The sequence below is a fragment of the Pseudonocardia sp. CA-107938 genome (genome assembly GCF_050936315.1).
Lineage (GTDB): Bacteria > Actinomycetota > Actinomycetes > Mycobacteriales > Pseudonocardiaceae > Pseudonocardia.
Map to the genome: position 1 here is coordinate 1 of NZ_JBNJNA010000002.1, position 22,009 is coordinate 22,009.

The 22,009-nt window shown below is 69.2% G+C and carries 32 protein-coding genes and 2 tRNA genes; 18 read left to right on the forward strand and 16 right to left on the reverse strand.

The window, feature by feature from the left end; genetic code table 11:
• Positions 1-519 (forward strand): NUDIX hydrolase (locus ACQEVB_RS32725; RefSeq protein ID WP_432980788.1); only part of this gene is annotated, 519 nt, incomplete at its 5' end.
• Here ACQEVB_RS32725 and ACQEVB_RS32730 read toward each other — a convergent pair.
• Positions 500-1,495 (reverse strand): hypothetical protein, encoded by a 996-nt coding sequence (locus tag ACQEVB_RS32730; protein ID WP_432980791.1) that lies wholly within the window; start codon positions 1,493-1,495, stop codon positions 500-502. The genes ACQEVB_RS32725 and ACQEVB_RS32730 overlap by 20 nt on opposite strands.
• Before the next feature lie 321 nt (positions 1,496-1,816).
• Between ACQEVB_RS32730 and ACQEVB_RS32735 the strand changes: the two genes are divergently transcribed.
• The 3 genes from ACQEVB_RS32735 (at position 1,817) to ACQEVB_RS32745 (ending at position 3,697) form a co-directional block, all read left to right on the forward strand.
• Positions 1,817-2,155: a hypothetical protein gene (locus ACQEVB_RS32735; RefSeq protein WP_432980794.1), complete on the forward strand. Its 339-nt coding sequence runs from the start codon at positions 1,817-1,819 to the stop codon at positions 2,153-2,155.
• A gap of 47 nt (positions 2,156-2,202) precedes the next feature.
• Complete coding sequence (locus ACQEVB_RS32740) at positions 2,203-2,592, forward strand: hypothetical protein (RefSeq protein ID WP_432980797.1); 390 nt, start codon at positions 2,203-2,205, stop codon at positions 2,590-2,592.
• 442 nt (positions 2,593-3,034) lie between these two features.
• Positions 3,035-3,697: a hypothetical protein gene (locus ACQEVB_RS32745; RefSeq protein WP_432980800.1), complete on the forward strand. Its 663-nt coding sequence runs from the start codon at positions 3,035-3,037 to the stop codon at positions 3,695-3,697.
• Here the strand turns inward: ACQEVB_RS32745 and ACQEVB_RS32750 are convergent.
• On the reverse strand, positions 3,688-3,810 hold the full coding sequence (locus ACQEVB_RS32750) for a hypothetical protein (RefSeq protein ID WP_432980802.1): 123 nt from the start codon (positions 3,808-3,810) through the stop codon (positions 3,688-3,690). The genes ACQEVB_RS32745 and ACQEVB_RS32750 overlap by 10 nt on opposite strands.
• 61 nt (positions 3,811-3,871) lie before the next feature.
• Here ACQEVB_RS32750 and ACQEVB_RS32755 point away from each other — a divergent pair, with 61 nt between their 5' ends.
• From ACQEVB_RS32755 to ACQEVB_RS32800, 10 genes are all read left to right on the forward strand, one after another.
• A complete protein-coding gene (locus ACQEVB_RS32755; protein ID WP_432980805.1) occupies positions 3,872-4,711 on the forward strand; it encodes an FtsK/SpoIIIE domain-containing protein in 840 nt (279 codons plus the stop codon).
• Positions 4,712-4,776: 65 nt separating this feature from the next.
• Entirely contained in the window at positions 4,777-5,064 is a 288-nt protein-coding gene (locus ACQEVB_RS32760; RefSeq protein WP_432980808.1) for a hypothetical protein, read from the forward strand.
• 53 nt (positions 5,065-5,117) lie between these two features.
• Positions 5,118-5,369: a hypothetical protein gene (locus ACQEVB_RS32765; RefSeq protein ID WP_432980811.1), complete on the forward strand. Its 252-nt coding sequence runs from the start codon at positions 5,118-5,120 to the stop codon at positions 5,367-5,369.
• Positions 5,366-5,659 (forward strand): hypothetical protein, encoded by a 294-nt coding sequence (locus ACQEVB_RS32770; protein ID WP_432980814.1) that lies wholly within the window; start codon positions 5,366-5,368, stop codon positions 5,657-5,659. Before ACQEVB_RS32765 ends, ACQEVB_RS32770 begins: the two co-directional genes overlap by 4 nt.
• Positions 5,656-5,922 (forward strand): hypothetical protein, encoded by a 267-nt coding sequence (locus tag ACQEVB_RS32775; RefSeq protein ID WP_432980817.1) that lies wholly within the window; start codon positions 5,656-5,658, stop codon positions 5,920-5,922. The genes ACQEVB_RS32770 and ACQEVB_RS32775 overlap by 4 nt, the downstream gene beginning before the upstream one ends.
• Entirely contained in the window at positions 5,919-6,314 is a 396-nt protein-coding gene (locus ACQEVB_RS32780) for a hypothetical protein (RefSeq protein ID WP_432980820.1), read from the forward strand. The genes ACQEVB_RS32775 and ACQEVB_RS32780 overlap by 4 nt, the downstream gene beginning before the upstream one ends.
• 87 nt (positions 6,315-6,401) lie before the next feature.
• A complete protein-coding gene (locus ACQEVB_RS32785; RefSeq protein ID WP_432980822.1) occupies positions 6,402-6,788 on the forward strand; it encodes a hypothetical protein in 387 nt (128 codons plus the stop codon).
• A gap of 122 nt (positions 6,789-6,910) precedes the next feature.
• Positions 6,911-8,383, forward strand: a complete 1,473-nt coding sequence (locus ACQEVB_RS32790; protein WP_432985408.1) for a replication initiator — start codon at positions 6,911-6,913, stop codon at positions 8,381-8,383.
• 20 nt (positions 8,384-8,403) lie between these two features.
• On the forward strand, positions 8,404-8,580 hold the full coding sequence (locus ACQEVB_RS32795) for a helix-turn-helix domain-containing protein (protein WP_432980825.1): 177 nt from the start codon (positions 8,404-8,406) through the stop codon (positions 8,578-8,580).
• Positions 8,580-9,809, forward strand: a complete 1,230-nt coding sequence (locus ACQEVB_RS32800) for a tyrosine-type recombinase/integrase (protein WP_432980828.1) — start codon at positions 8,580-8,582, stop codon at positions 9,807-9,809. Before ACQEVB_RS32795 ends, ACQEVB_RS32800 begins: the two co-directional genes overlap by 1 nt.
• 74 nt (positions 9,810-9,883) lie before the next feature.
• On the opposite strand, the gene ACQEVB_RS32805 is transcribed toward ACQEVB_RS32800, so the two are convergent.
• Positions 9,884-9,960 (reverse strand) — tRNA-Pro (locus tag ACQEVB_RS32805).
• Between the two features lie 113 nt (positions 9,961-10,073).
• On the opposite strand from ACQEVB_RS32805, the gene ACQEVB_RS32810 reads away from it, so the two are divergent.
• A tRNA-Gly gene (locus ACQEVB_RS32810) sits at positions 10,074-10,147 on the forward strand.
• Positions 10,148-10,667: 520 nt separating this feature from the next.
• Here ACQEVB_RS32810 and ACQEVB_RS32815 read toward each other — a convergent pair.
• Positions 10,668-11,141: a cupin domain-containing protein gene (locus ACQEVB_RS32815; RefSeq protein ID WP_432980831.1), complete on the reverse strand. Its 474-nt coding sequence runs from the start codon at positions 11,139-11,141 to the stop codon at positions 10,668-10,670.
• 79 nt (positions 11,142-11,220) lie between these two features.
• On the opposite strand from ACQEVB_RS32815, the gene ACQEVB_RS32820 reads away from it, so the two are divergent.
• Positions 11,221-11,856: a TetR/AcrR family transcriptional regulator gene (locus ACQEVB_RS32820; RefSeq protein ID WP_432980834.1), complete on the forward strand. Its 636-nt coding sequence runs from the start codon at positions 11,221-11,223 to the stop codon at positions 11,854-11,856.
• 248 nt (positions 11,857-12,104) lie between these two features.
• On the opposite strand, the gene ACQEVB_RS32825 is transcribed toward ACQEVB_RS32820, so the two are convergent.
• From ACQEVB_RS32825 to ACQEVB_RS32840, 4 genes are all read right to left on the reverse strand, one after another.
• Positions 12,105-13,163: an alpha/beta fold hydrolase gene (locus ACQEVB_RS32825; RefSeq protein WP_432980837.1), complete on the reverse strand. Its 1,059-nt coding sequence runs from the start codon at positions 13,161-13,163 to the stop codon at positions 12,105-12,107.
• 528 nt (positions 13,164-13,691) lie between these two features.
• Positions 13,692-14,012, reverse strand: coding sequence for a hypothetical protein (locus ACQEVB_RS32830; RefSeq protein ID WP_432980840.1), 321 nt, complete (start codon positions 14,010-14,012; stop codon positions 13,692-13,694).
• A gap of 5 nt (positions 14,013-14,017) precedes the next feature.
• Positions 14,018-14,326 (reverse strand): hypothetical protein, encoded by a 309-nt coding sequence (locus tag ACQEVB_RS32835; RefSeq protein WP_432980843.1) that lies wholly within the window; start codon positions 14,324-14,326, stop codon positions 14,018-14,020.
• Positions 14,327-14,386: 60 nt separating this feature from the next.
• Positions 14,387-14,530 (reverse strand): hypothetical protein, encoded by a 144-nt coding sequence (locus ACQEVB_RS32840; protein ID WP_432980846.1) that lies wholly within the window; start codon positions 14,528-14,530, stop codon positions 14,387-14,389.
• Between the two features lie 209 nt (positions 14,531-14,739).
• Here ACQEVB_RS32840 and ACQEVB_RS32845 point away from each other — a divergent pair, with 209 nt between their 5' ends.
• Positions 14,740-14,997: a hypothetical protein gene (locus ACQEVB_RS32845; RefSeq protein ID WP_432980849.1), complete on the forward strand. Its 258-nt coding sequence runs from the start codon at positions 14,740-14,742 to the stop codon at positions 14,995-14,997.
• 333 nt (positions 14,998-15,330) lie between these two features.
• Here the strand turns inward: ACQEVB_RS32845 and ACQEVB_RS32850 are convergent, their stop codons facing one another.
• Positions 15,331-15,840, reverse strand: a complete 510-nt coding sequence (locus ACQEVB_RS32850) for a nuclear transport factor 2 family protein (RefSeq protein ID WP_432980852.1) — start codon at positions 15,838-15,840, stop codon at positions 15,331-15,333.
• Positions 15,841-15,908: 68 nt separating this feature from the next.
• On the opposite strand from ACQEVB_RS32850, the gene ACQEVB_RS32855 reads away from it, so the two are divergent.
• A complete protein-coding gene (locus ACQEVB_RS32855) occupies positions 15,909-16,523 on the forward strand; it encodes a winged helix-turn-helix transcriptional regulator (RefSeq protein WP_432980855.1) in 615 nt (204 codons plus the stop codon).
• A 4-nt stretch (positions 16,524-16,527) separates the two neighbouring features.
• Here ACQEVB_RS32855 and ACQEVB_RS32860 read toward each other — a convergent pair whose 3' ends face one another.
• The 7 genes from ACQEVB_RS32860 to ACQEVB_RS32890 are packed head-to-tail and all read right to left on the reverse strand — an operon-like array spanning position 16,528 to position 22,008.
• On the reverse strand, positions 16,528-17,232 hold the full coding sequence (locus ACQEVB_RS32860; RefSeq protein WP_432980858.1) for an SDR family NAD(P)-dependent oxidoreductase: 705 nt from the start codon (positions 17,230-17,232) through the stop codon (positions 16,528-16,530).
• Positions 17,229-17,861, reverse strand: a complete 633-nt coding sequence (locus ACQEVB_RS32865; RefSeq protein ID WP_432980861.1) for a VC0807 family protein — start codon at positions 17,859-17,861, stop codon at positions 17,229-17,231. Before ACQEVB_RS32865 ends, ACQEVB_RS32860 begins: the two co-directional genes overlap by 4 nt.
• Entirely contained in the window at positions 17,858-18,451 is a 594-nt protein-coding gene (locus ACQEVB_RS32870) for a TetR/AcrR family transcriptional regulator (RefSeq protein WP_432980864.1), read from the reverse strand. Before ACQEVB_RS32870 ends, ACQEVB_RS32865 begins: the two co-directional genes overlap by 4 nt.
• A gap of 58 nt (positions 18,452-18,509) precedes the next feature.
• Positions 18,510-19,154: a GntR family transcriptional regulator gene (locus ACQEVB_RS32875; RefSeq protein ID WP_432980867.1), complete on the reverse strand. Its 645-nt coding sequence runs from the start codon at positions 19,152-19,154 to the stop codon at positions 18,510-18,512.
• A complete protein-coding gene (locus ACQEVB_RS32880) occupies positions 19,151-20,104 on the reverse strand; it encodes a threonine ammonia-lyase (RefSeq protein WP_432980870.1) in 954 nt (317 codons plus the stop codon). Before ACQEVB_RS32880 ends, ACQEVB_RS32875 begins: the two co-directional genes overlap by 4 nt.
• 33 nt (positions 20,105-20,137) lie before the next feature.
• Complete coding sequence (locus tag ACQEVB_RS32885; protein ID WP_432980873.1) at positions 20,138-21,361, reverse strand: alpha/beta fold hydrolase; 1,224 nt, start codon at positions 21,359-21,361, stop codon at positions 20,138-20,140.
• Between the two features lie 26 nt (positions 21,362-21,387).
• Positions 21,388-22,008 (reverse strand): DUF1345 domain-containing protein, encoded by a 621-nt coding sequence (locus ACQEVB_RS32890; protein WP_432980876.1) that lies wholly within the window; start codon positions 22,006-22,008, stop codon positions 21,388-21,390.
• Position 22,009 lies beyond the last annotated feature (1 nt).

Sequence of the window (22,009 nt, forward strand, 5' to 3'; positions counted from 1 at the left end):
AGCGAATGGATCCGACTCACGGTCGTTGATATTGAAACGCCTGATGGTCAGAGATTCGATCACCACGTTGTACATATGAAGCCAATCGCTATCGCCGTACTGGTCGACGGATCGGGCTCGGTCCTGATGCTTCGACGGCATCGGTGGGTGGTTGACAAGACTGGCTATGAGCTGCTCGGGGGCCTTGTCGAACCGGGCGAGGAACCAAGTGTGGCTGCGGCACGTGAAGCGGTCGAGGAGAGCGGTTGGAAGCCCGAGGGCGATCCGCAGCATCTCGCGAGCTTCCAACCCATACCGGGCATGGTTCTGTCTCAAACGGACATCTACCTGTGGCGCAAGTTCGCGCAGGTCGGAGAGCCCACCGACGCCGAGGAAGCCGGCGAGCTTGTCTGGGTCCCTCGGGATGAACTCCCCCGACTCATCGCCACAGGCCAAGCCCTCGGCGCTGGAACGCTCATCGCCCTGCTGCAATTGTTGGCGCTAGATAGTGGTGTCGACGCTACGCCAATCGTCGACTGACCGTCTCAATCCGTCGTAGCTGACGGATCGAACCAGTCTGGCGTGCCAGCGTTCGCGCTTTCGTGACATGTCGCATCGAGAGTACGTTTTCGCCCCTGGCGGCGTAGGACTGGGCAATGTCGCAGTGCAATGACGAAGCCGCTCGAACAAATGCCGCTGGGGTGGACTCGACAGCCGTCAGCAAGGATTCAAGTGCGGCGCTGTCACCCAACTTCGACAATACGTTTCCGCGCCATCGATCGAGATGCCACCGGTTCAGCGAGATGTATGGGGTTTCCTCAACGTCGGGGTCGTCGGGTAACACGGACTCGGCGAGTTCCAATTGCTTCCGGCATGCGTGATCGTCGCCTACGTTGGCGTAGGCCTCCGCCTCAACAGCGTGCAGCCAGGCGCGAAGGACAGGGCTCACCTTCGTTCCACCCTCAGCACGTGCCGCCTGTGCAAGCGTAAGGGCGTCCGCAGTCCGATCGATGTCGATCAAGTCGTAGACCTGCTCGCCGATCGCGTGGGTCAGTAGGTTGATCTCGCCAGACTCCATACCGGCAGTGCGTGCAAGGGCGTGGAGACGCCACGCTTTCTGGGGCTCACCGCCGTTGAGTAGCTGCCACGCGTTCAACGCTGCGGCATCTGACAGCACGGCCGCCAATGCTGAACGGGTCCGTCCGTCGATCACATGGACCATCAGGTCGTTGATAGTCGTGACCAGCTGGGACGTTGGATCGACGACGGTAGGGGAGCCCAACTGCCTGTCGAGCAGGCGGAAGGCGTCGACCTGTTGCTGGAAGGCAGCGACGGACGTGAGATCCACCGATGTCGCCCGACCGATGAGGGTGTCCAGCTCAGGCAACGGCTCTGCTGACGTCGTTGGCGCCGGGTCCTCGATCCCGAGCTCTGCTGCCGTCTTGCCGTACAGGTCGCACAGCCACGGCCGGTAGTGCCCCGGCTTGCGCTTGCCGCGCTCCATGTCCGAGATCATCTGTCGAAGGCTGGCCTGTGTGGCGCTAAGTCGAGTCCCCCGAGTCGCGGCCAACTTCAGCAGCTTCCCCGCAGCTTGATCCAACGTCCAGCCCCGGTTGTTCCGAGCGTCCTGCAGAGCTGAGGCCATCTTCCCGGTCCCCCTGCCGTGGTGCGGTCGTGGTTCCAGTGTGCATGAACCTGGTCGTAAACACAGCCATAAACACCAAAACGTTTGCAAGTGTGAATGGACCGTCCGTGCCGCACCGCGGGACCTTGTAGGGGCACAACCAACCGGTTGAGCACAACCTGCAAGTTGATCCACCAGGGAGCACACGCAGTCATGGATCTCATCATCGACACTTCTGGTACCGAGTTTCAGATTGGCGGCCCGTTCGAGCCGCGTCTGGACAAGGACCGCGTTCACCGCCGGGACAAGCAGGGTGGCACGAACCTGCCGCTGTATGCCGTCAAGCTCGTCGCCTGGACCGAGGACGACACGGAAACGATTCTGGTCACCGTCGCGATCGCTGATCCACCCAAGGTGACCCGGGGTCAGTCCGTTCGAGTCGATCGGCTTCAGGCGATGCCATGGGTTCAGAACGGCAACGTCCGAGTGGCCTTCCGCGCCAACTCTGTAGTCCCTGTGGCCGCCGGCAAGCCCGCGCCGACGCCCAACTGACCAACCCTCAACCCATCGTCGATTCACCGTCAAGGAGAAATTGACACATGTCCACCGACACCAACGCCACCAATGGATCTGCCGCACGCATTCCGCAGCAGACCACCAAGACAACCAAGACCACGAAGTCGAGCACTGAGGACTACACCCCGTACCGGCCAGACGCCAGCACGGACAAGGTTCGCACGACAGTCGAGCGCTCGATGGGCGACATCGTTTATGAGTCCATCACGCAGGCGGGGCACTTCATGTACCTCGCTCGGCACGCAGACCGCGACGCCGCAAACAGCGTTCGCTACGGGCACCTGGTCGACGCGACCGAGTGCATCGAGATCGCCAGCATGCACCTGGAGATGTTGAAGGCCGCCGTGAACTACCGCATGGCGCTGCCAACGGTCGACGCCGACCCGCGGTATTGGCCGACCGATCAGTACTGATCAGCACGTGATCTGACCTGATCTGCACGAGCAGGGGTGGACACGGGACCGGCTTGGTTTGCCGACCGTTTATGCGGTCCCGCGTCCGCCTCTGTCTGCCGCAACCACTGTCAGAGAGTGGAAGGACTCCTCCATCATGGCACGTTCGTCTGGAACTCGTAGCGCACGATCGGCCCGCAGCTCGGGCCGCAACGGTCGTCAACCGCACAGCATGTTCGCTGGGTTGGACCTGTTCGCTGCACCACACCAGCACTGGTTCTTCCGAACCCTGGGGGTGCTCGTCCGCCTCCGCGCGGAACTGTTCGTGGCCGCCGTCCTCATCGGCACCTACCTGGCCTTGCAGCGCCTGGCCACCTCGTGGGGAACACCCCGACCGGCCGACCCGGCCACCGGGCTCACACCCGTGGATCCCGCGTGGGGTTCCGACACCACCCTGATCATCATGATCGTCGCCGGGGGTGTGCTCGCGATCGTCCCGGCCTCGCGCGGGTACCTGCTGGATCGCATGTGGTGCGGCATCAGCCGACACCGTATCCGCGCCGCCCTGACGGGCTCTCGACTGCGGACCATGACCCGCAACGGACGCTTGCCGCTGCTGCTGTGGTCACGACCGTCCCCCGTGGGGGAACGGGTCCGAGTGTGGCTTCCTGCCGGCATGTCCGTCAACGACCTCGACCGCATGACCGACGAGTTCGCCACCGCCTGCTGGGCCCGCGAGGTCCGCATCATCCCATCGAGGGCACAAGCCGCGATGGCCGTGATCGAGGTCGTCCGCCGCGACCCGCTGGCCGCATCCCGCCCACTCACACCAGTCCTGATCAGCGACCTCTCCGTAGGACCCGTGCCCGGCCCGACGATCGAGCGCGAGACCAGCCCCGACACCAGCACTGACAGGGGAGATCGCACCATCCGGCCGCTGCCCGACCGCGGCACCATCATCATCCCGAAGGTCGCCCCACCCGTGGTGGAACCGACCGGGACGACCTCACCGCGGCCGTCTATCTCTGGTCCAACTGCCGGCCAGAAGGACACCAGCACGCCGGACAAGCCCACCGAACCGCCGATCAGCGGCTTCGGAGGCATGGACGTCACCGACTACATCTGATCCACCGGCACGACCCTCGTCGGCCCGTCCACCAGCACCACCCAGCGACGGATCAGCGCGAGCACCCACGGCACCGACAACCGGTGATCCCGCCCGCGCTGCTCCTTCGTCATCCAGCACGGCCCAACACCAGCACGGAGCACACCACGACACACACGACACCGAGGAACGCTGATGAACCGCGCACAGCGACGGCGCTACCGCCGTCAGAACCGACCGGGGGTGCTTGCGCCCCGCTCCATCTACGACCCGATCGAGTTCGGCATCGACGAGAACGGCCTGCCGGTCGAGGTCACCCTGATGTACCGCAACCTGCTCACCGGGGGAGAGCCTGGCTCGGGCAAGTCCAGCCTGCTCAACACCATCATTGCCCACGCTGCCTTGTGCCATGACACGAAGCTGTGGCTGTTCGACGGCAAGATCGTCGAAATGGGCCTGTGGCGCCCGGTCGCTGACGTGTTCGTCGGCAACGACATCTGCGAAGCCCTGCAGCGCCTGCGCGAGCTCCAGGCGGAGATGCAGATCCGCTACCTCCAACTCGACGCTGTCAAGCGACGCAAGATCGTCGCCACCGACGGCCTGGACTCCATCCTGTGCGTCATCGACGAACTGGCCTGGTACTCGGTCACCACCGGCACCAAGGACCAGCAAGAGGAATTCCGCACCCTTGTCCGCGACCTGGTCGCCCGGGGACGTGCGGCCGGCATCATCGTCATTGCTGCCACTCAGCGCCCGTCCGCTGACATCGTCCCGACCAGCCTGCGGGACCTGTTCGGGTTCCGTGCCGCGTTCCGCTGCACCACCGATTCCTCCTCGGACATCATCCTGTCCCAGGGGTGGGCCGGTGAAGGGTTCTCCGCCAAGGACATCCGCCCCGAAGACATCGGCGTCGGATTCCTGCTCGCCGAAGGCGGCATGCCCCGCCGGTTCAAGGCCGCCTATCTGACCGACGACCACATTCAACTGGTCATCGCGGCCGCTATGGCTTTGCGGAACACCCCGCCCGCCGCATAGCCGGCACTCGCGTTTCACCAATTCGCAAGAAATTCCTGCAATTCCAACCATGGGAGAGGTATGCCATGAACATCCGCGCCACCGGACTCGCCGTTGCCGCTCTACTCGCCCTCGGGGTCTGCCATTGGATGGCCCAAACCAGCGAGGAGTTCAAATTCTGGGGAACCTTGGCCGGTTTCGCCGCCCTCGGGCTCATCGCCTTCCTGGCCGGCATCGCCGCATTGATCGCCCCGTCTGTGGATCGACACCCCCACATCCCACCCGGGGACACCGCCGTCCAGGACGACGCTGAGGACGTCCAGGAGACCCCGGAGGCCACGCTCCGGACCGCGCACACCGGGGCCGAGTCGTGAGCGCCCCGACCGTCAACCGCGCCTTGACACCGAAACGCCGCTACCGACCACGGGTGGAGAACGACGACTACGCCGCCTTCACCCGCCGCATCGTGGCCGCTCAGGGCCGCCGCATCGCCCACGGCGACATCGAAGGACTCGCCGCCCTGGCCCAACTCGCCGACGACGTCGACCACGCCCTCAACCACGCCGTCACCGGCCTGCGTGCCGCCGGCTACTCCTGGGCAGAGATCGCCGACCGGCTCGGCATCACCCGCCAAGCAGCACACCAACGCTGGGGCACTCGCGATCGGGAGCAGTCATGACCATCCCGACGCCCCGACCCGCCCATCCCGATGAGCACCTGGCCCACAACCTGCACCTCGTCACCACCGGACGGAAATCACGCGCCGCCGGTATCCGTCGCTGCACCGATTGCGACACCGCATTCATCAAGGACGACTCCGGGCTCCCGTACTGCCCAACCTGTCGCACCAACCACCGCCGAACGTGCGAAGGCTGCCGCCAAACCATGCCCATCACTGAGAGCGGTGACCGTTTCTGCGACTGCTGCCAAAACCAGAACGCCCTCTTCGAAGTGGAGACACCGCAATGATCGTCGACATCGATGAACGGCCTCGTGATGGTTTTGACTGCCCGGACTGCCTCTACGGCCACGAAGAGGGAGAACTGATCTGCCCGGAATGCCACGAATCCGCCCATGTGCGGCCGCCATCGGCATGGGTTCCGGCATGGGGACCACCGCCCCCTCACTCCCACCGGGACGGACTACCGCTCTGCCCGGTCATGACGGCCACCGGCTACCGCCCCGCCGACCCGATCACCTACCAGCGGAACGACCAGCAGGAGACGCCATGAGCATCGAATCCCACCGCTGCTACGTCCTGACCTGCGACACCTGCAACTACGTCTGCGACACCGACGGCGACGCCGGCTACATCGTCCACTTCGACACCCCGGACGAAGCCCTCGACCACGTTGCCGCCGACGGCTGGACCGTCACTGAAGACGGGCTCATCCACTGCCCGCGCTGCACCGCGATCCGCGAATGCGGCACCCACGGGCACCAGCTGTCGGACTGGCATCCCTGCTACTGCCAGGGACGAATCCCCGACCACGCGCTGTTCGGGTGCGGCCTGTTCCGGTTCTGCCACCGGCCCGGCTGCGACCACCTCGACACCGCCGACCTCCATTCCTTGCCCGTCGCTGACGAGCCCACCCGTCCCGGACCCGCAACCCCTGGTTGTTGACCGTGACCCTCACCCCCGGCCGGAACACAGCTTCCGGGGGTGCTGGGTGACCGCCAACCACCAACCACTGCAAGGAGACAGATCACCATGACCGCCACCCTCGACCACCCGGCCACCGGCACCACGAGCACCGGCAGCACGGTCCACCTCGAGCCCGGCACCACGATCGGCGTCAACGTCAACGCCCGCGGCGAATCCGTGTTTCTCAAGGCCGCCGGCTACGAGCTAACCGCCCGCCAGATCGTGTTCGTCCTCGCCGGCCACCTCACCCGCTTCGGTGACACCCTCGACATCCGCCAGGTCGACCCGTTCACCGCGATCGACGCGTTCATGCGCTTCGACACCGGAGCCCGCGGAGACCTCACCTCCTGGACCACCGGACGCACCCCGGCCGACGTCGCCACCGTGCTCGCCCGAGCAGAGGCCATCGCCCGCGCCTACTTCGGCACCTGGTTCCCGCCCATCCCCTGGTAGCCGGCTCTTCATCCGATGCCCGAACCCCGAGCTTCGAGAGGAGGAAATTCCTGATGCCTGCCGCACCACCCGCCGCGCACCGCGCCACGTTCAACCCGCTCATCGACCACCGCGCCCGGGTGGTGCACAAGGCCTCACACCCTGATCACCACCGGTGGATCTCCCACACCGCGAACACCCGCGGGTGCGTCCGACCCGTCCGACTCACCGGGTCCCTGCACACCGTGGACACGACGACGGGCGAGATCCTCGGAACCCGCCACACGGCCACCGACATGCCCGATGGCGTCCTCTACGTCCCCTGCGGCGACCGACGTGCCTCCGTCTGCCCACCCTGTGCCGAGACCTACCGCGCCGATACCTACCAACTCATCCGCTCCGGCCTGGTCGGCGGCAAAGGCGTCCCGGAATCCGTCGCCGGCCACCCGGCCGTCTTCGCCACCTTCACTGCACCCAGCTTCGGACCGGTGCACACCCGCGTGGTCAACACCAAGACCGGCAAGGTTCGCCCCTGCCGCATCCGCCGCGACGCTCGACCCTGCCCGCACGGGAAGCTGCTGACCTGCACCCAACGCCACACCGACAACGCATCGTGCCTCGGTCGGCCGATCTGCCTGGACTGCTACGACCACGCCGCACATGTCGTCTGGAACGCCTGGGCCGGGGAACTGTGGCGCCGCACCATGATCCGACTCGGCCGCGACCTCCGCCCCTACGAGCACGCCCACGGCATCCGCCTGCGGGTCTCCTACGGCAAGGTCGCCGAGTATCAACGCCGCGGCGTCGTCCACTTCCACGCGCTCATCCGCCTCGACACCCGACCGAACACCGACCCGAAGCGCGGACCCTTGCAGGACCCGGATGCGATACTCCCGCCACCCGAGGACATCACCCCTGTGGATCTCGCCGAGCTCGTCGCCGGCGCCGCCTCCACCACCGCGTTCCGCACCCCCGACTACCTCGACACTGGCCACTCCTGGCCGATTACCTGGGGACCCCAGATCGATATCCGCCCCGTAGCCGGCCTCGCCGACGGAGAGATCACCTCCGAGGCTGTCGCGGCCTACCTGGCCAAGTACGCCACCAAGGCCACCGAACCCACCGGGCTCCCCACTACCGGGCGGATGACCGCAGAGGCTGCCGAGCACTACAGCGACGCCCGCACCCACCTCGGCCGGCTGGTCGCCTACGCCTTTCAACTCGGCACCCCACCCGAGGACCTTGTCCCGCTCGGCGCCACCGATGACGAACGCGACCAGCTACGCCGGGACTGGCACGACACCTGGGGCCGGCTCCGCCGCTGGACACACATGCTCGGCTTCGGCGGCCACTTCGCCACCAAGAGCCGCCGCTACTCCACGACCCACCGGGAACTCCGGGCCGCCCGCCGGATTTGGCGGCGCACCACCCAGCAGCAGTGGCAGCGCGACCAGGGCCACGACGTCGACGACACGACCTTGGTTGTCGCCGACCTCACCCTGGCCGGGATCGGTTGGAACTCCACCGCTGACGCCCAACTCGCCGCCTCGGCCGCCGCCAGGGCCCGCGAGTACCGCGCCCTCGTCAAGCAGGAACGCACGACCACATCAGCCTGAACCCCACGAAGGAGAGACCAATGGCCACGATCTTGCACACCGTCGAGGAGGCTGCCGACCTGCTTCGGATCAGCCGCTGGAAAGTCTTCGATCTGATCAGGAGGAAGGAGCTGCAGTCGGTGAAGATCGGCGGGCTTCGTCGCGTCCCGCGCTCCGCCATTGATGCGTACGTTGCGCGCTTGCTGGACGTGGCCTGATGAACGAGCGCCGAGCGAAAGGGCCGCGACGTCGCGCCAACGGCGAAGGGTCGATCTACCAGCGATCCTCGGACGGTCTATGGGTCGGCAGCGCCTACGTCTACACGACGATCGGCACCACGAAGCGCCGCCCGGTGTACGGACGCAGCTTCGACGAAGTCCGACAGAAGTTGGACAAGTTGAAGGGCGACGCCGCCAACGGCGTGGTCATCCCCGATCGCGCCATCACCGTCGGCGACTACATCGGACAGTGGCTCACGCGGGTCAAAGAGACGAAGCGCCTGACGACGTGGCGCGGCTACGAGAGCGCAGCACGTCTGCACATCATCCCGCTGCTGGGAGCCAAGAAGCTCGACAAGCTGACCGGCGCCGACGTCCGACAGTTCATCGCGGCAACACGCAAGAAGTGCCTCTGCTGCATGAACGGCTACGACCGGCATCGACCCGTGGACGAGCAGTGCTGCTCGGCAGGCCGCTGCTGCGGCAAGCATCCGTCGATGCGACAGATCCAGTTCATCCACGCCGTGTTGCGGAACGCGCTGAGTAACGCCATGCGCGACGAGCTGGTGATGCGCAACGTGGCGAAGCTCGTCCAGATCCCGACCCCGCGCTACAAGGTGGGGAAGGGGCTGCAAGTACCAGAGGTCAAGAAGCTCCTTACCGAGAGCAAGTCCACCAGACTGCACGCCCTCTACGTAGTGGCGGCAACGCTCGGGCTCCGTCGCGGTGAGTTGCTGGGACTGCGCTGGTCCGACATCGACTTCGACGCCGCCACCCTTCAGATCAGGCAGACCGTGCAGCGGGTCGATGGCCGGCTACTGATCGGGGAGACCAAGTCGGAGGCCTCCGACGCGCTGATTCCGTTGCCGAAGGTCACCAAGGAAGCTCTCCTGGCGCACCGCGACCGCCAAGATGTCGAACGCGCCGAAGCGGGGGAGATCTGGCAACCGCACGATCTCGTCTTCACCACGACCGTGGGAACCCCGTTGGAACCTCGCGCCGTGAACCGCCAGTTCGACGGCATCCGCACCCGCGCCGGTCTTCCCAACGTCCGACTCCACGACTTTCGGCACACCGTCGTCAGCCTGCTGTTGTCCCTGGGTACACCGCCGCACGTCGTGCAGGCAATCGCCCGACACGCCGACCTCGACGTCACGATGGGCATCTACGCCCACACCAACCTCGACGCGATGCGCGAAGCGCTCGACAAGATCGAGTGGGACCTGTGATGGGCTCGTTGCTACACAACTGCTACATCCGGTCTGGTCGAGGCCTCTGCAGATCGTCGATCATGGCCCTGACCTGGTCGGGGTGGCGGGATTTGAACCCACGGCCCCTCGCTCCCAAAGCGAGTGCGCTACCAAGCTGCGCCACACCCCGTCCCCGGCAGTCTAGCGTGGCCCCACACCCCGATCGCCGTGGTCAGGCGTAACCGCGTCGAGGCGGGGGAGCCGCGTCGGCTAGGCTGGGGAAGTCCCGCTCCGGTGGGGCGCGCGGGCGTAGCTCAATGGTAGAGCCCCAGTCTTCCAAACTGGCTACGCGGGTTCGATTCCCGTCGCCCGCTCCAACGCCTGACCAGGAGTTTTTCGCTCCCCGCCATCGCAGGGCGACCGCGTGCGGGATGATCACGGGTCAAGGCTCCGTCGAGTCCTTGCCGAGTGGCTGAGGACGAGGCCGAAGCGATACGGGTGCGATTCGTGGCCGAGATCGCCCGACATCGAGCTCCCCGGACGAGCGCGACGGTCGACGAGCTGCTGGCGACGTACCTCGACCAGTTCGCCGGTGCACCAAATACTCGACAATTACCGCGCCTACGAATCTTCACCTGGCCACGGTCGTCGACTGCTGTTCGAGGTGGCGCGGCGGCGACGCGCTCGTGGTGAGCGGGCGGGTGGAACGGGCGCAGCACCGCACCCGACGTCGCCGGCCATGATCGTCGCCCGGTCACGCGGCGGGCAGAATCGCGCCGATGACGTCCGCCAGTTCGTCGCGCGTTGGACCTGGTGCGTACGCCAGCCGTCCTGGTGGACCGCCCGTGCCCGCGGCTCGGCCTGTGCCTGGTGCAGCGCGGTCGACGCGGGTCCTTGTCAAGTACGCGGGATCGGCAACAGCGGCGGGCCCTCGACCGGCAGCACGCCATAACGCGCGGAGAGCGCGCGCAGCGCCGCGATGTCGGGCTCCCCGGTCAGGGCGGCGAAATAGGCCTCCTGCTCGGCGAACATGCCCTCCAACCCGGAGGGGGTGATCACGCCGAACGTGCGAACCGGCTCATCGGAGAGGTTGGCGAACACGTGAGGCACCTGCCGGGGCATCCACACCAGCGTGCGCGGGCCGGCATCGAAGCGGCGGTCACCGACGCAGAAGCTGAGCACCCCGGAGATCACGTAGACGGCCTCGTCCTCGTGGGTGTGCACGTGCCGGCCCGGCCCGGGGCCGTGAGGCGGCACGTCGGCGGCTCCGAACGCGACCGCGCCGCCGGTGCGGTCGCCCCCAGCGAGGATCCGCCACGGCCGGTCCTGCAGTGCAGGGGCTTCGATCGCGAACGGCTCGGTTGTGGTCATGTCGGCTCCTCGCCGCTCCGCGACTAGTGGCTCTCGCTAGAGGTAATCACTAGTGAGAGCCACTAGTAGAATTCAGCGGGTGAAGGCTGTCAAGAGGGATGCGCGGCGGGAGAAGAGCGCGCAGACGCGGACGCGGATTCTCGACGCGGCGTACGCGCTGTGGTGTGAGCACGGCTACCGGGCGACGACGATGCAGGACATCGCCGACCGGGCCGGCGTCGCGGTCCAGACCACCTACTTCAGTTTCCGCACCAAGGACAGCCTGCTCCAGGCGGTGCACGACCGCACGGTGTTGGGCGAGGACGGTCAGCCGCCCGAGCACCAGCCCTGGTACACCGCAGCGATCGCCGCGCCGGCCATCGACGATGCCGTCGCGACCTTGGTGACGGGTGCGGCGGGGATCCTCGCCCGGGTGGCGCCGATGTTGCCGGTGTTCGAGTCCGTCTCGGCCGACCCCGCCGGTGCGGTCTTCCGCCGCGGGGAGCAGCTCCGTCGCGACAGCTTCGGGAAGCTGGTCACACTACTGGAGCGCACCGCCCCGCTGCGGCCGGGACTGAGCTACGCCCACGCCGTCGACCTGCTGTTCGTCCTGCTCGGTCCGCCGCTCTACCGGTCCCTGGTGATCGAGAGTGGCTGGGCCGAGCACGAGTGGGCGGCATGGGTGACCGCGACGCTGCTTCGGGACCTCTTCGGCCGTGCGGTGCCCCCGTCCTGAAGCGCCCGCAGCAGCCCGGGTTCGGCGGGGACGAGCGCCGCGCTGAAGGCGCGAGCAGCGCAGACGGCTCGGGGTCGGTCCCGCGCAGATGGGGTCGGGCAGCTGCACCCGCGTGGTCTGGTCGGTCCAGACGGGGCCGCATGCCGTGGTGCTCGAGCGGGAGGCGGCGCAACGCCACGACGTTCCCGGTGCCCGAAGTCGGGGCGGCTGTCCGCTCCGCCTGATCTCGTACTACGTGGCGGTCCCTGTCACGGCCCCAGCGGCTGACCGCTGCGCACTGCCGCGACCACCTCCAGGACGGCTGCCACGCTCAGCCGGGCATCCTCCTCGTCGAGGACGAGTGAGACGTGACTGGCTCCGGCGACGACGCGATGAACGCGGTTCGACGACAAGGCCGCCATGTCGTTCTGCCAACCCGTCCACAGTCGCTCCAGGTCTGGCGCGGTCTCGTGATCGGTGGCGGTTACCACGGACAACGGCACACCGGACGGCAGTGCGGCGTCGCGCACCTGCGCGTACGTCGCCGGCGCGGCACGGAGCTCGGCGGCTCGGGTGTCCAGATCCTTGGTGGCGGAGGCGGCGGCACGCATGTCGGAGTTCTCCGGCTCCGGTAGGCCGGTAGCAGCTTGAAGGCTTCCCAGCACCCGCATGACACCGATCCTCGCCAATGCCGGCATGACGGCGAACAGGCCTGAGGTCGAGTCGCACTGCGCGGCAGCCGACGGCGTGCTGGTGCACTGTTCCGTAGACGAGCTGTCGAGCAGGACCACACCGGCGACGTCCGCGGGGAACTCGTCGGCGTACTCCCGGACGTACAGACCGCCGATCGACCAGCCTACGAGGACGTAGGGACCGGCGACGTCGGCCTGGTGGAGGAGGGCGTGCAAGGCCCCGGCGATGTGGTGGGCATCGGGTGGATCGGTGCCGGGATCGCTCCATCCTGTTCCCGCGCGGTCGTAGGCGCAGACCCGCGCGGTTCGGGCGATCCCGGCCTGCACCCACGCCCAGGCCGGCACGGTGGCGCCGAGTCCTCCTTCCAGGACGACGGTGGGATTGCCCGTGTCCGTCGGGCCGGTGCAGTACAGGTGCAGTCGATGTCCGCCGACGTCGACCAGCCGACCTCGGGCCGGATGGTCCTGTTGATCGACTGCCGTGGCCGCCACCTGGTAGATCGCTCCTGACCCGATCAGCACGACGAGCGCACCCAGCACGACGAGCACGATCCGCCGAACACGCCGGAGGGGCACACGTCCACGGTTTCGGGAGGGCGGGATGCCTGCGGTCCGGGTGGAGCTGGGCGATGACATGACGTCTCCCTGCGGTAGGAGCCGCCAAGTCCCGGTGACGCGTCGGCGGTGCTACCGAGTGTCGGCGCCCGTCACCCCGGCCGACCACGGGGCGACCCCTACCGCGAACCGGGGCCAACCCTTCCCTCGCGTTCGGCAGAGGTGAGCAACCGTCGCCGGAAGCGCCCGAGCGGCAGGCCGGGCCGACGTCCTCGACAGGGGTGACGGGCGGCGCCGGGTGTTTGCGGCGCGATGTGGAGGCCACCGGCGTACCGGCGGGGACGTTCTGCAGGTCGGCGGCCCGGGCGGGGTCGCACCGACCTACAGCCTTGGCTGTGCCTGCCGGCGATGACGCTCTGGGCGGCCCGTGGGATCACAGGTGGGGCAAACTCGGGCGTGTCCCGGACGGCATAGACGGCCGAGTACGTCACGATCAGCTGTCGATGCTGGTAGAAGGCCCGGATCGCGTCGAGGCCCATCCCTTCCGGACTGGCTACGCGGGTTCGATTCCCGTCGCCCGCTCCACGCTCGAGTCTCCGCTGCCCGGGGTCATCGTGTTCCGGGCAGCCAGCCGGTGCCGATCCGAGGCCGACGTCGCCGTCGCAGGGCGCGCTTCGCGGTCTTCGCCATGTGCTCGGTGGCGGCGCGCGCCTCTTTCAGGCGCAGGCCCTTCCGCACCCCGCGTCGGACGTCGGCCGCGCGGGGCAGCAGGAGCTTCGTGGCGAGCTTGAACAGCCGCGCCGCCGCGTAGCCGACAAGCAGGCCGACCGGGAGCAGCACGAGGGTCAGGGACAGCACCACGGCGAGCACGGCCAGCACCGTCGCGAGGACGAGCAGCAATACGGCGGCCGCGCCCCGTACTGCCCGCATCGTCGCTACCCCGCGAGGCGCCGTCGGGCGCGCAGCGCGTCCCCGCGTGCGCGGAGGGACCGCTCCACTCCGGAGCCGCCGGGCACCATGAGCTGGGCGGCCTTCGCGTAGAGCGACAGGGCGAACGCGCCCAGCGGGATGCCGAGCGGCAGCAGCAGCACCGTGACGCACAGGACCCCGGCGACGACCAGGAGGACCGTGCCCAGCAGCGCGAACACCAGCGCGAGCACACCGCGCAGGAGCGCCAGCGGTATCCCGATCACCGCGTGCAGCAGACCGGACACCACTGCGGAAAGACCGCCGACCACACCCATCCCGCACCTCCCATCGACGTGCCGCGCCGTCGCGGCAGCAGATCGGCATCCAGCGCCGGGTCAGCGGCGCGGATCCCGGGCCGACAGCAGGGGCTGCTCGCGCGCGTCGACCGACCGGGTCCACCCCATCACCGCGAGCTTGACGGAGAGCCCGATCGCGCCGACCACGGTGAGGATCAATCCGATGCTGGAACCGATCTGCATTCCCCGTGCTTACCCCGCAATGGGTGGCACTACACCTCGTTCTTGATTCGATCACCGACGAGGAATGAATCTTGAGCTGATCCCGTAACCGCCGTCGAACTCAATGGTCCGTATGCCGCGTCGCTTGCCGCTGAATGGCTCAGCGCGTTGATTTCGCTCGGTCCGGGTACCCCCTCCGGGGGATCCGTCGCGAATGCACTGGAGGACCGATGACCGTCTCCGACGTGGGCACAGCCATCACCATCGGGGTCGTGGTCGGCGAGGTCGGCCGGGCCGTGACGCGGTACGAACGACCTGGTGCCGGCCTCCTGGTGGCACTGGCCTCGACCGCTGCGGTAGCCACCACCGCGGTCCTGGTGCGCCGCCGCATCGGCGGGAACCGGGGCGGTCGGCGAAAGGTCGTCGATCATTTCCCGACCGCGCCGTGGAATTTCGGAAGGATCGTGCGGCTGCTGCTCGTGGCGTGACGCGAATCCTCGTGCACGGGTTGTCGGACGAGCTCTGTAGTCAGGCGAGTTCCAGCAAATGGCGGCCGATGATCACACCCGTGATCGCGCCGAAGAGTGCCGTGCGCAGTGACGCGTCCGGCAGGTCCATCGACGGAGCCGGCTGGGCCTGCTGCTCGGCGATGGCCTCCCGGCCGCCTCCGGGCGCGTGAGCATCTCCAGGGTCGAGGCGGGCTCGGAGTCCAGTGCGCGGCGGACGGCCACCAGACCGTGCGGGACGGCAGCGCCGACGACCACCGCTGCGACGGCACGAGGCCGTACCGCCTCTACTGACGTACGACCGGGTGCGCCGGGTCAGATGACCCGCGGCGCGAGCCGGTCGGTGACGCGGAGGAACAGCGCGATCGGGCGGGTCAGGGCCAGCACGGCCAGTCCGGTCGCGCGGCCGCGCCGGCGAGTGGCCACGCGCGGTGGGAGGGCGGAGAACAGGGCGGCGAGGCTCGGCAGCGGACGGGCGTAGACCATGCATTCGGCGATCCGGCCGTCGTCGTCGACGCGTACCCGGTTCATGGCTTCCAGCTCCAGCCCGCGCACGCGGCCGCGGAACGAGAAGACTGCTTCGTCGTCGCGCACGAACGGTTCGGCGGTGCGGAGGCCGTCGAGGACGCTGAAGATGTCGCCGTGCAGTGCCGCGACCTCGTCCCGGCCGGTGAACCGCAGCCGCGCGGAGAGCGGCGAGTGGAACAGCACGTCCGGCGCGAGGAGGTCGGCGACGGCGGCGGCGTCGCCGCGTTCTGCCGCAGCGCGGAGTGCCGCGACGGCCCGCGCGACGGGTGACGTGGAGGTTGCAGCGGGGGTGGCCATGCGGTCCCTTCCGAGATCATGTTCACGGGCCACTTGATAAAGTCACGCAAGCTTGAGATTGTCAAGTTATGACCCGAAGCTACGGCCACTACTGCGGCCTGGCTCGAGCCCTGGACGTCATCGGCGACCGGTGGAACCTCTTGATCGTGCGCGAGCTCCTGGTGGCGCCCGCTCGCTACCGCGAGCTGCTCGATGGGCTCCCCGGGGTGGCGACCAACCTGCTCGCGGCCCGGCTGCGCGACCTCGAGGCCGCGGGTGTCGTCGAGCGCAGGCTGGCGGACGAGGGCAACTCCGTCCGCTACGCGCTGACCCCGTGGGGCGCGGCGCTGCGCGAGCCGGTCGAGGGACTCATCCGCTGGTCCGCGCCGTTGATGGTGCGCGGGCCGGAGGGAGATGCCTTCGACCCGGACTGGCTCGTCCTCGCCCTCCCCGCCCTGTTCGCCGGACGGACGGTGGCCCGCTCGGCCGCTGTGGGCGTCTCGGTCGACGGCGCTGCCGTGATCCAGATCAAGGCGACGTCCGCCGGTGTCACTGCCGGTCGGCACGACGGCAGTGCGCTCGACGCCGTCGTCCACGCCGACCCCGCAACGGTCCTCGGCCTGGCCGCCGGTGTGCTCCCCGTCGACGACGCACTCCGCGTCGACGGGGACCGAGCGGCGGTGCAGGCGCTCTTCTCGGCGTGATCGGCTACGGAACGCGCGCCGGCAGCTGTCCGGCCTGGACCGTCCACATCTGGCCGGTGCGGCAGTCGGCCAGCACGGTTTCGACCGCGACGGCCACCTCGTCGGGATGCGCCAAGGGCACGCCGTGCTGCTGCAGCACGGCCTTGTGCGGGGCCAGGGCCGGCGTGTCCACGAGGCCGGGGCACAGCGCGTTGATGCGGACGCCGCTGTCGGCGAGCGCCGGGCCGGCCGAGCGCACCAGCCCGACCAGCGCGTGCTTGCTCGCCGCGTAGAACACGTCCGGCGACCCGGTCAGGCCGGCGATGCTGGCCATGACCACGACCGCGGCCCCTGCCGGGGCACCGCGCAGGTGCGGCAGGCACGCCGCCAGCCCGTACACCACGCCGTCGAGGTTGACGCGCATGGTCGCGCGGTACCCGTCGACGGTGAAGTCGGTGAGCCGGCGCCGGCCGGCGATGCCGGCGTTGAGCACGGCCACGTCGATGCGGCCGAACGCGTTCACCGCCGCGTCGACCGCGCGCAGGTTGTCCTCGGGTTCGGCGACGTCGGTGGGCACGAACAGGGCGTCGAGCTCGGCGGCAAGCGCTGCGCCGCGGTCGAGGTCGTTGTCGAGGAGCACGACCTTCATCCCGCACGTGCGCAGCCGGCGCGCGGTGGCCGCGCCGATCCCGCCCGCCGCGCCGGTGACCAGCGCGACCGCACTGCTCACCGCGCCACCGGCACGAGCTCGACGCCGTGCAGGCGCAGGCCGTGCCGGCGCAGGAACGCACGTCCGACGACGCGCTGGATCACGACCAGCAGGGCCAGGGTGACCACCAGCAGGGCGAGGTCGACAGCCGGGACGACGTCGACGGGCAGCGCCAGCGCCGCCACCGCCCGCAGGGCCGCGTCGAGCAGGCAGGCCGCCGCCCACATGCCGCTGACCATCCGGAGGACGCTGCGGAACGGTGGATGCGCGTCCCAGTTGTGGCTCCACGTGCGCTGCTTGTCCTCGTCGAGGACGGTCATCGCCGCCGTGTAGAGGAAGGGCCGCCGTGCCCACAGGCTGAGCAGCAGGAACACGCCCAGCGCCGCCATCATCACCGCGCTGCGCAGCAACAGCGCCCGCGGGCTGCCGCTGATCAGGGAGCTCGCCAGGGTCGTGGCCATCACCCCCAGCACGAACCACTGCACCCCGCCGATGGGCCGGCGCGCCGCCAGGTCGCGCAGGCCGGTCACGACCGGGATGGCCGCGCCGGCCAGGAGCGCCAGCACCTGGTCGACGCCCACCGCCCGCAGGCCGTAGAAGATCGCCAGCGGCGCCAGCACGTCGACCAGCACCGAACCGAGTCGCTTCACCGCGCCACCGCCCGCGTGAACGTGGCGACGGCCTCGCGGGTGTAGGCGTCGAAGTCGAAGTCCGGCTCGTCGCGCAGCCGGCGGGCGGCCCCGTCGACGGCGCCGCGGATGAGCACCGCCATCGAGCGGACGTCGAAGTCGCGGAACTCGCCGCTGACGTGCCCGTCGGCGAGCAGCTTCTCCAGGCTCTGGACGCTGACCTCCTGCGCCCCGACCGACGGGTACCGCTGCCCGGCCGCGTCGCGCAGGTGCGGGCCGATCTCGGTGAGCGCCGCGATGTCGCGCGGGTGCTCGCGCAGGAACTGCAGGTTGGCCTCCAGGTAGGCCTGCAGCCTGCCGATGGCGCCGTCCGCGGCCGACACCCGCTCGTTGATGAACGCCGCGCCGGCACCGAAGACGTGCAGCACGATCTCGTGGATGAGGTCGTCCTTGCTCTCGAAGTGGTACGAGATCATCCGCGGGCTGCTCAGCCCGGCCCGCTCGGTGATCCGGGCGAAGGACGCCTTCGCGTAGCCGACCTCGGCGATCGTGTCGATCGCCGCTCTCATGATCTGCGCGCGCCGCGCCTCGTTCGTGAACGTCCGAGCCATGACTTCCCCCCGTAGTGTTATCTGTTCAGATAAAAACTACCACGGGTGACGAAATTGGCTACCGCAGGCGCTCCAGCAGCACGTGCATCGGGCCGATGATGTTGTCGACGAGCTGGTCAGCGGCACTGGCGACGTCGCCCGACGCGATCGCGGCGACGATCGCGTCGTGCTGCCGGACGGATCGCCGGTGGTCGTCCGGGTGGGTCATGTAGAAGCGCTCGTACCGGTGCAGGGCCTGCCAGTGCCGGTCGAGCAGGGCGATCAACCGGCCGTTGCCGCACCGTGAGGCCAGCGTGCGGTGGAACCGCGCGTCGAGGTCGTGCGACCGTGCCGGGTCCGTCGACGCGCCGAACTCGCCGTTGATCTCGGACAGGACGGGCGCGAGGCCGCGCAGCGCCGGACCGGTGCTGGTCAGGGCGAGCTGCTCGAGCTGCGCAACGATCGGGTAGGTCTCGCGGATCTCGTCCGTGCTGAGTGGGGTCACCACGAACCCGCGGCCGTGGTCGAAGAGGACCCAGCCCTGCCCCTCCAGACGCAGCAGCGCCTCCCGGACCGGCGTCCGGCTGACCACCAGCTCCTCCGCGAGCCGGCTCTCGTTCACCCGCTGCCCCGGCCTGAGCTCGGTGGACAGGATCCGGCGCTGGATCACGTCCTCGACCAGCCGGCGCCGCTCGTCGCCGGCCACCGGGTTGGCTGGGCTCACTGCGGCCACAGCCAGCCCGCCGCGCGATCACTCGGCAGGTTCGACCCGGTCAGGACGGTGGCGATGCGGCGACCGGCGAAGCGGCGCGGGTCCGCGAGCATCGCCGCGATCCCGAGCGCGCCGGCCGGCTCGGTGAGCAGTCCCGTCGTCGCCATCAGCGCGCGCATCGCGCGCAGGATGGTCGCGTCGTCGACGAGCACGACGTCGTCGACGACGTCGGCCATGTCGTCCAGGGCCTCCGGGATCGGGATGCGGACCGCGGTTCCCTCGGCGATGGTGTCGACCGTCGGGGTGGCCGCGACCTCCCCGGTGTGCCACGACCGGTGCATGGCGGGAGCCCCGGCCGCGCTGACCGCGATCACCTCGGTGTCGACGTCGTGCGCCTTGATCCAGCGCCCGACGCCGGCGGCGAGCGCCCCGTTGCCGAGCGGCAGGATCACCGCGTCGAACGGGGCGGAGCGCATCAGCTCGAGCCCGATGGTGCCGGCGCCCTCCGAGATCACGGGGTCGCGGCCGTCCTCGAGGAACTCCCACCCGGCGTCCGCCGCGAACGCGATGCCGGCGAGCTTCGCGGCGTCGAAGTCGCCCTCGACGAGCCGGACGTCGGCGCCGAGCAGCCGCATGCTCGCGAGCTTGCTGTCGGTCACCGCGTCCGAGGCGAACACGATCGCCGCAGCGCCGCGCTTGCGGGCGCAGTAGGCGACGCCCTGACCGAAGTTGCCTGCGCTGGCGCAGACGACGACGTCGCCCGGGCCGGCCCCGGCGAGCCGCAGGTCCGCGCCACGGCCCTTGAAGGACCGGATGGGGTTCGCCGTCTCCACCTTGAGGATGATCTCGGCACCGACCAGTGGTTCCAGTGCCTCGGCGCGGAACTGGGGCGTGCGGAGGAACACCTCGTCGATCTGCTCGAACGCTCGCGCGATCCCGTCGACCGTCACCCGTGATTGCATGCGATCGAGGATAATCGCATGCAATCCGCTGTACTACTCCAGCACGGCGAGGAGGTGGGAGAGGACACGCTCGCCGTCCACCCGGAGCGCGTCGTGCTGGTGGTCGGTGCTGTGCCAGACCTGCAGGCCGGGGATCGTCGCGGCGGTCGCCAGCGACAGGTCGCGGGGCACGTACATGTCGGTGTCGTAGACGGCGGCGACGGCCGGCACCGTGTTCGCGCGCAGCTGGTCGAGGTCGTAGAGCGCCGGCCAACGCGGTCGCTCCGCGAGCTGGTCCGCGACCCGGCGCAGCGGCCGCATCAACGGGTCGTCGTCGAACATCCAGGGAAAGATCATCTCACCGGTGAAGCAGACCGGGTCCGCGCCGGCGAACTCGCCGAACTCCGCGCGGACGCGCTGCGCCGCCCAGCCGGTCGGCCCCGTCGCGTGGGCGTAGGTCGCCTCGTGCAGCAGGTAGTAGAGCGGGTTGGCCGCCGTCGCCCAGGAGAGCGCGTCGGAGACGGCGAACAGGAACGCGTCGCCGAGCGCGCCGCCGACGAACGGTGCCTCCAGCAGCCGGTGCAGCCGGGCGCTGCCGTCGTGCTGGCCGAGCACGTTGCCGATCGACTGGAACGCCTCGACGGTCAGCCGCCGGCCGGTGGGGAGCGTGACGACGGTCGAGCGGAGGTGCTCGGCGACCTGCCGGGCGGTGTCCGCGTCGTCCGGGTGGTGCGCGTAGTGGTCCCGGTTCTTCTGCAGGACGACGGGGTAGAGCGCGCGGTATGGCTCGTCGGCGGCGACGCCGACCCCGGGCAGCCCGCCGGTGATCATCGCCGCGCGCAGGCCCTCCGGCGCGAACGACAGGTACGACAGTGTGCAGAACCCGCCGAAGCTCTGGCCGAGCACCGTCCATGGCCGGCCACCCGCCACCGCGTGCCGGACGAGCTCGGCGTCGCGCACGATCGCGTCGGCGCGGAACCGCGCGACGTACTCCGGCCCGCGCGCCAGCGCCACCGACCGCGTGACGGGCGTCGACCGGCCGGTGCCGCGCTGGTCGAGCAGCAGGACGCGGTAGTCGCGCAGCGCGCGGACGAGCCAGCCCTCGGTACCGAGGGGGCGGGGCGCGGCGAACCCCGGTCCGCCGCCGAGGAACAGCAGCCACGGCAGCCCTGGATCGGTGCTGATCTCCCGGGCGTAGACCGCGATCCGCTCGCCGTCGGGGCGGTCGTGGTCCAGCGGTACCGGGACGACGTGGTCGATCTCGACGTACCTGGTCATGGCGTGATCGTCCACGATCTCGCCCCTCAGCCGGTGACGATTCCCGTGACCAGGTTGATCGTCGTGGCCAGCACGACGGTGCCGAAGACGTACGACAGCAGGCAGTGCCGCAGCACGATCGCGCGCACGAGCGCGCTCGAGACGCTCGTGTCGGACACCTGGTAGGTCATGCCGAGGTTGTAGCTGAAGTAGAGGAAGTCCCGGAACGCCGGCTCGGCGGAGCTGTTGAAGTCGATCCCGCCGTCCGCGGGGCCGTAGTAGAGGTGCGCGTACCGCGTCGCGTACATCAGGTGCAGCGCGCCCCACACCGTGAACGCGCCGACCGGGGCGATCGCGGCCGCCCGCTGGTCGCCGGACCCGCCGAGCAGGAGCACGACGATGCCGACCAGTCCGGCGAGCGCGGCGGCGACCACCATGATCTCGGCCGCGACGGGCCGGAAGTCCTCGCGCTGCACGTTGGCACGGGTGGCGGCGGCGTCGAGCGGCCACAGCACGGCCCACCCGGTCGCGACGAAGATCGCGCCCGCCGCGGCGATGCCGGCGAGGACCCCGACCAGCACCCCGCCGAGCGCGCCGGCGCCGGCACCGATCAGCGCGCCGCCGAGCAGGGCGGCGACGAGCCGGGTCCGTGCCGTGGTGGGCAACACG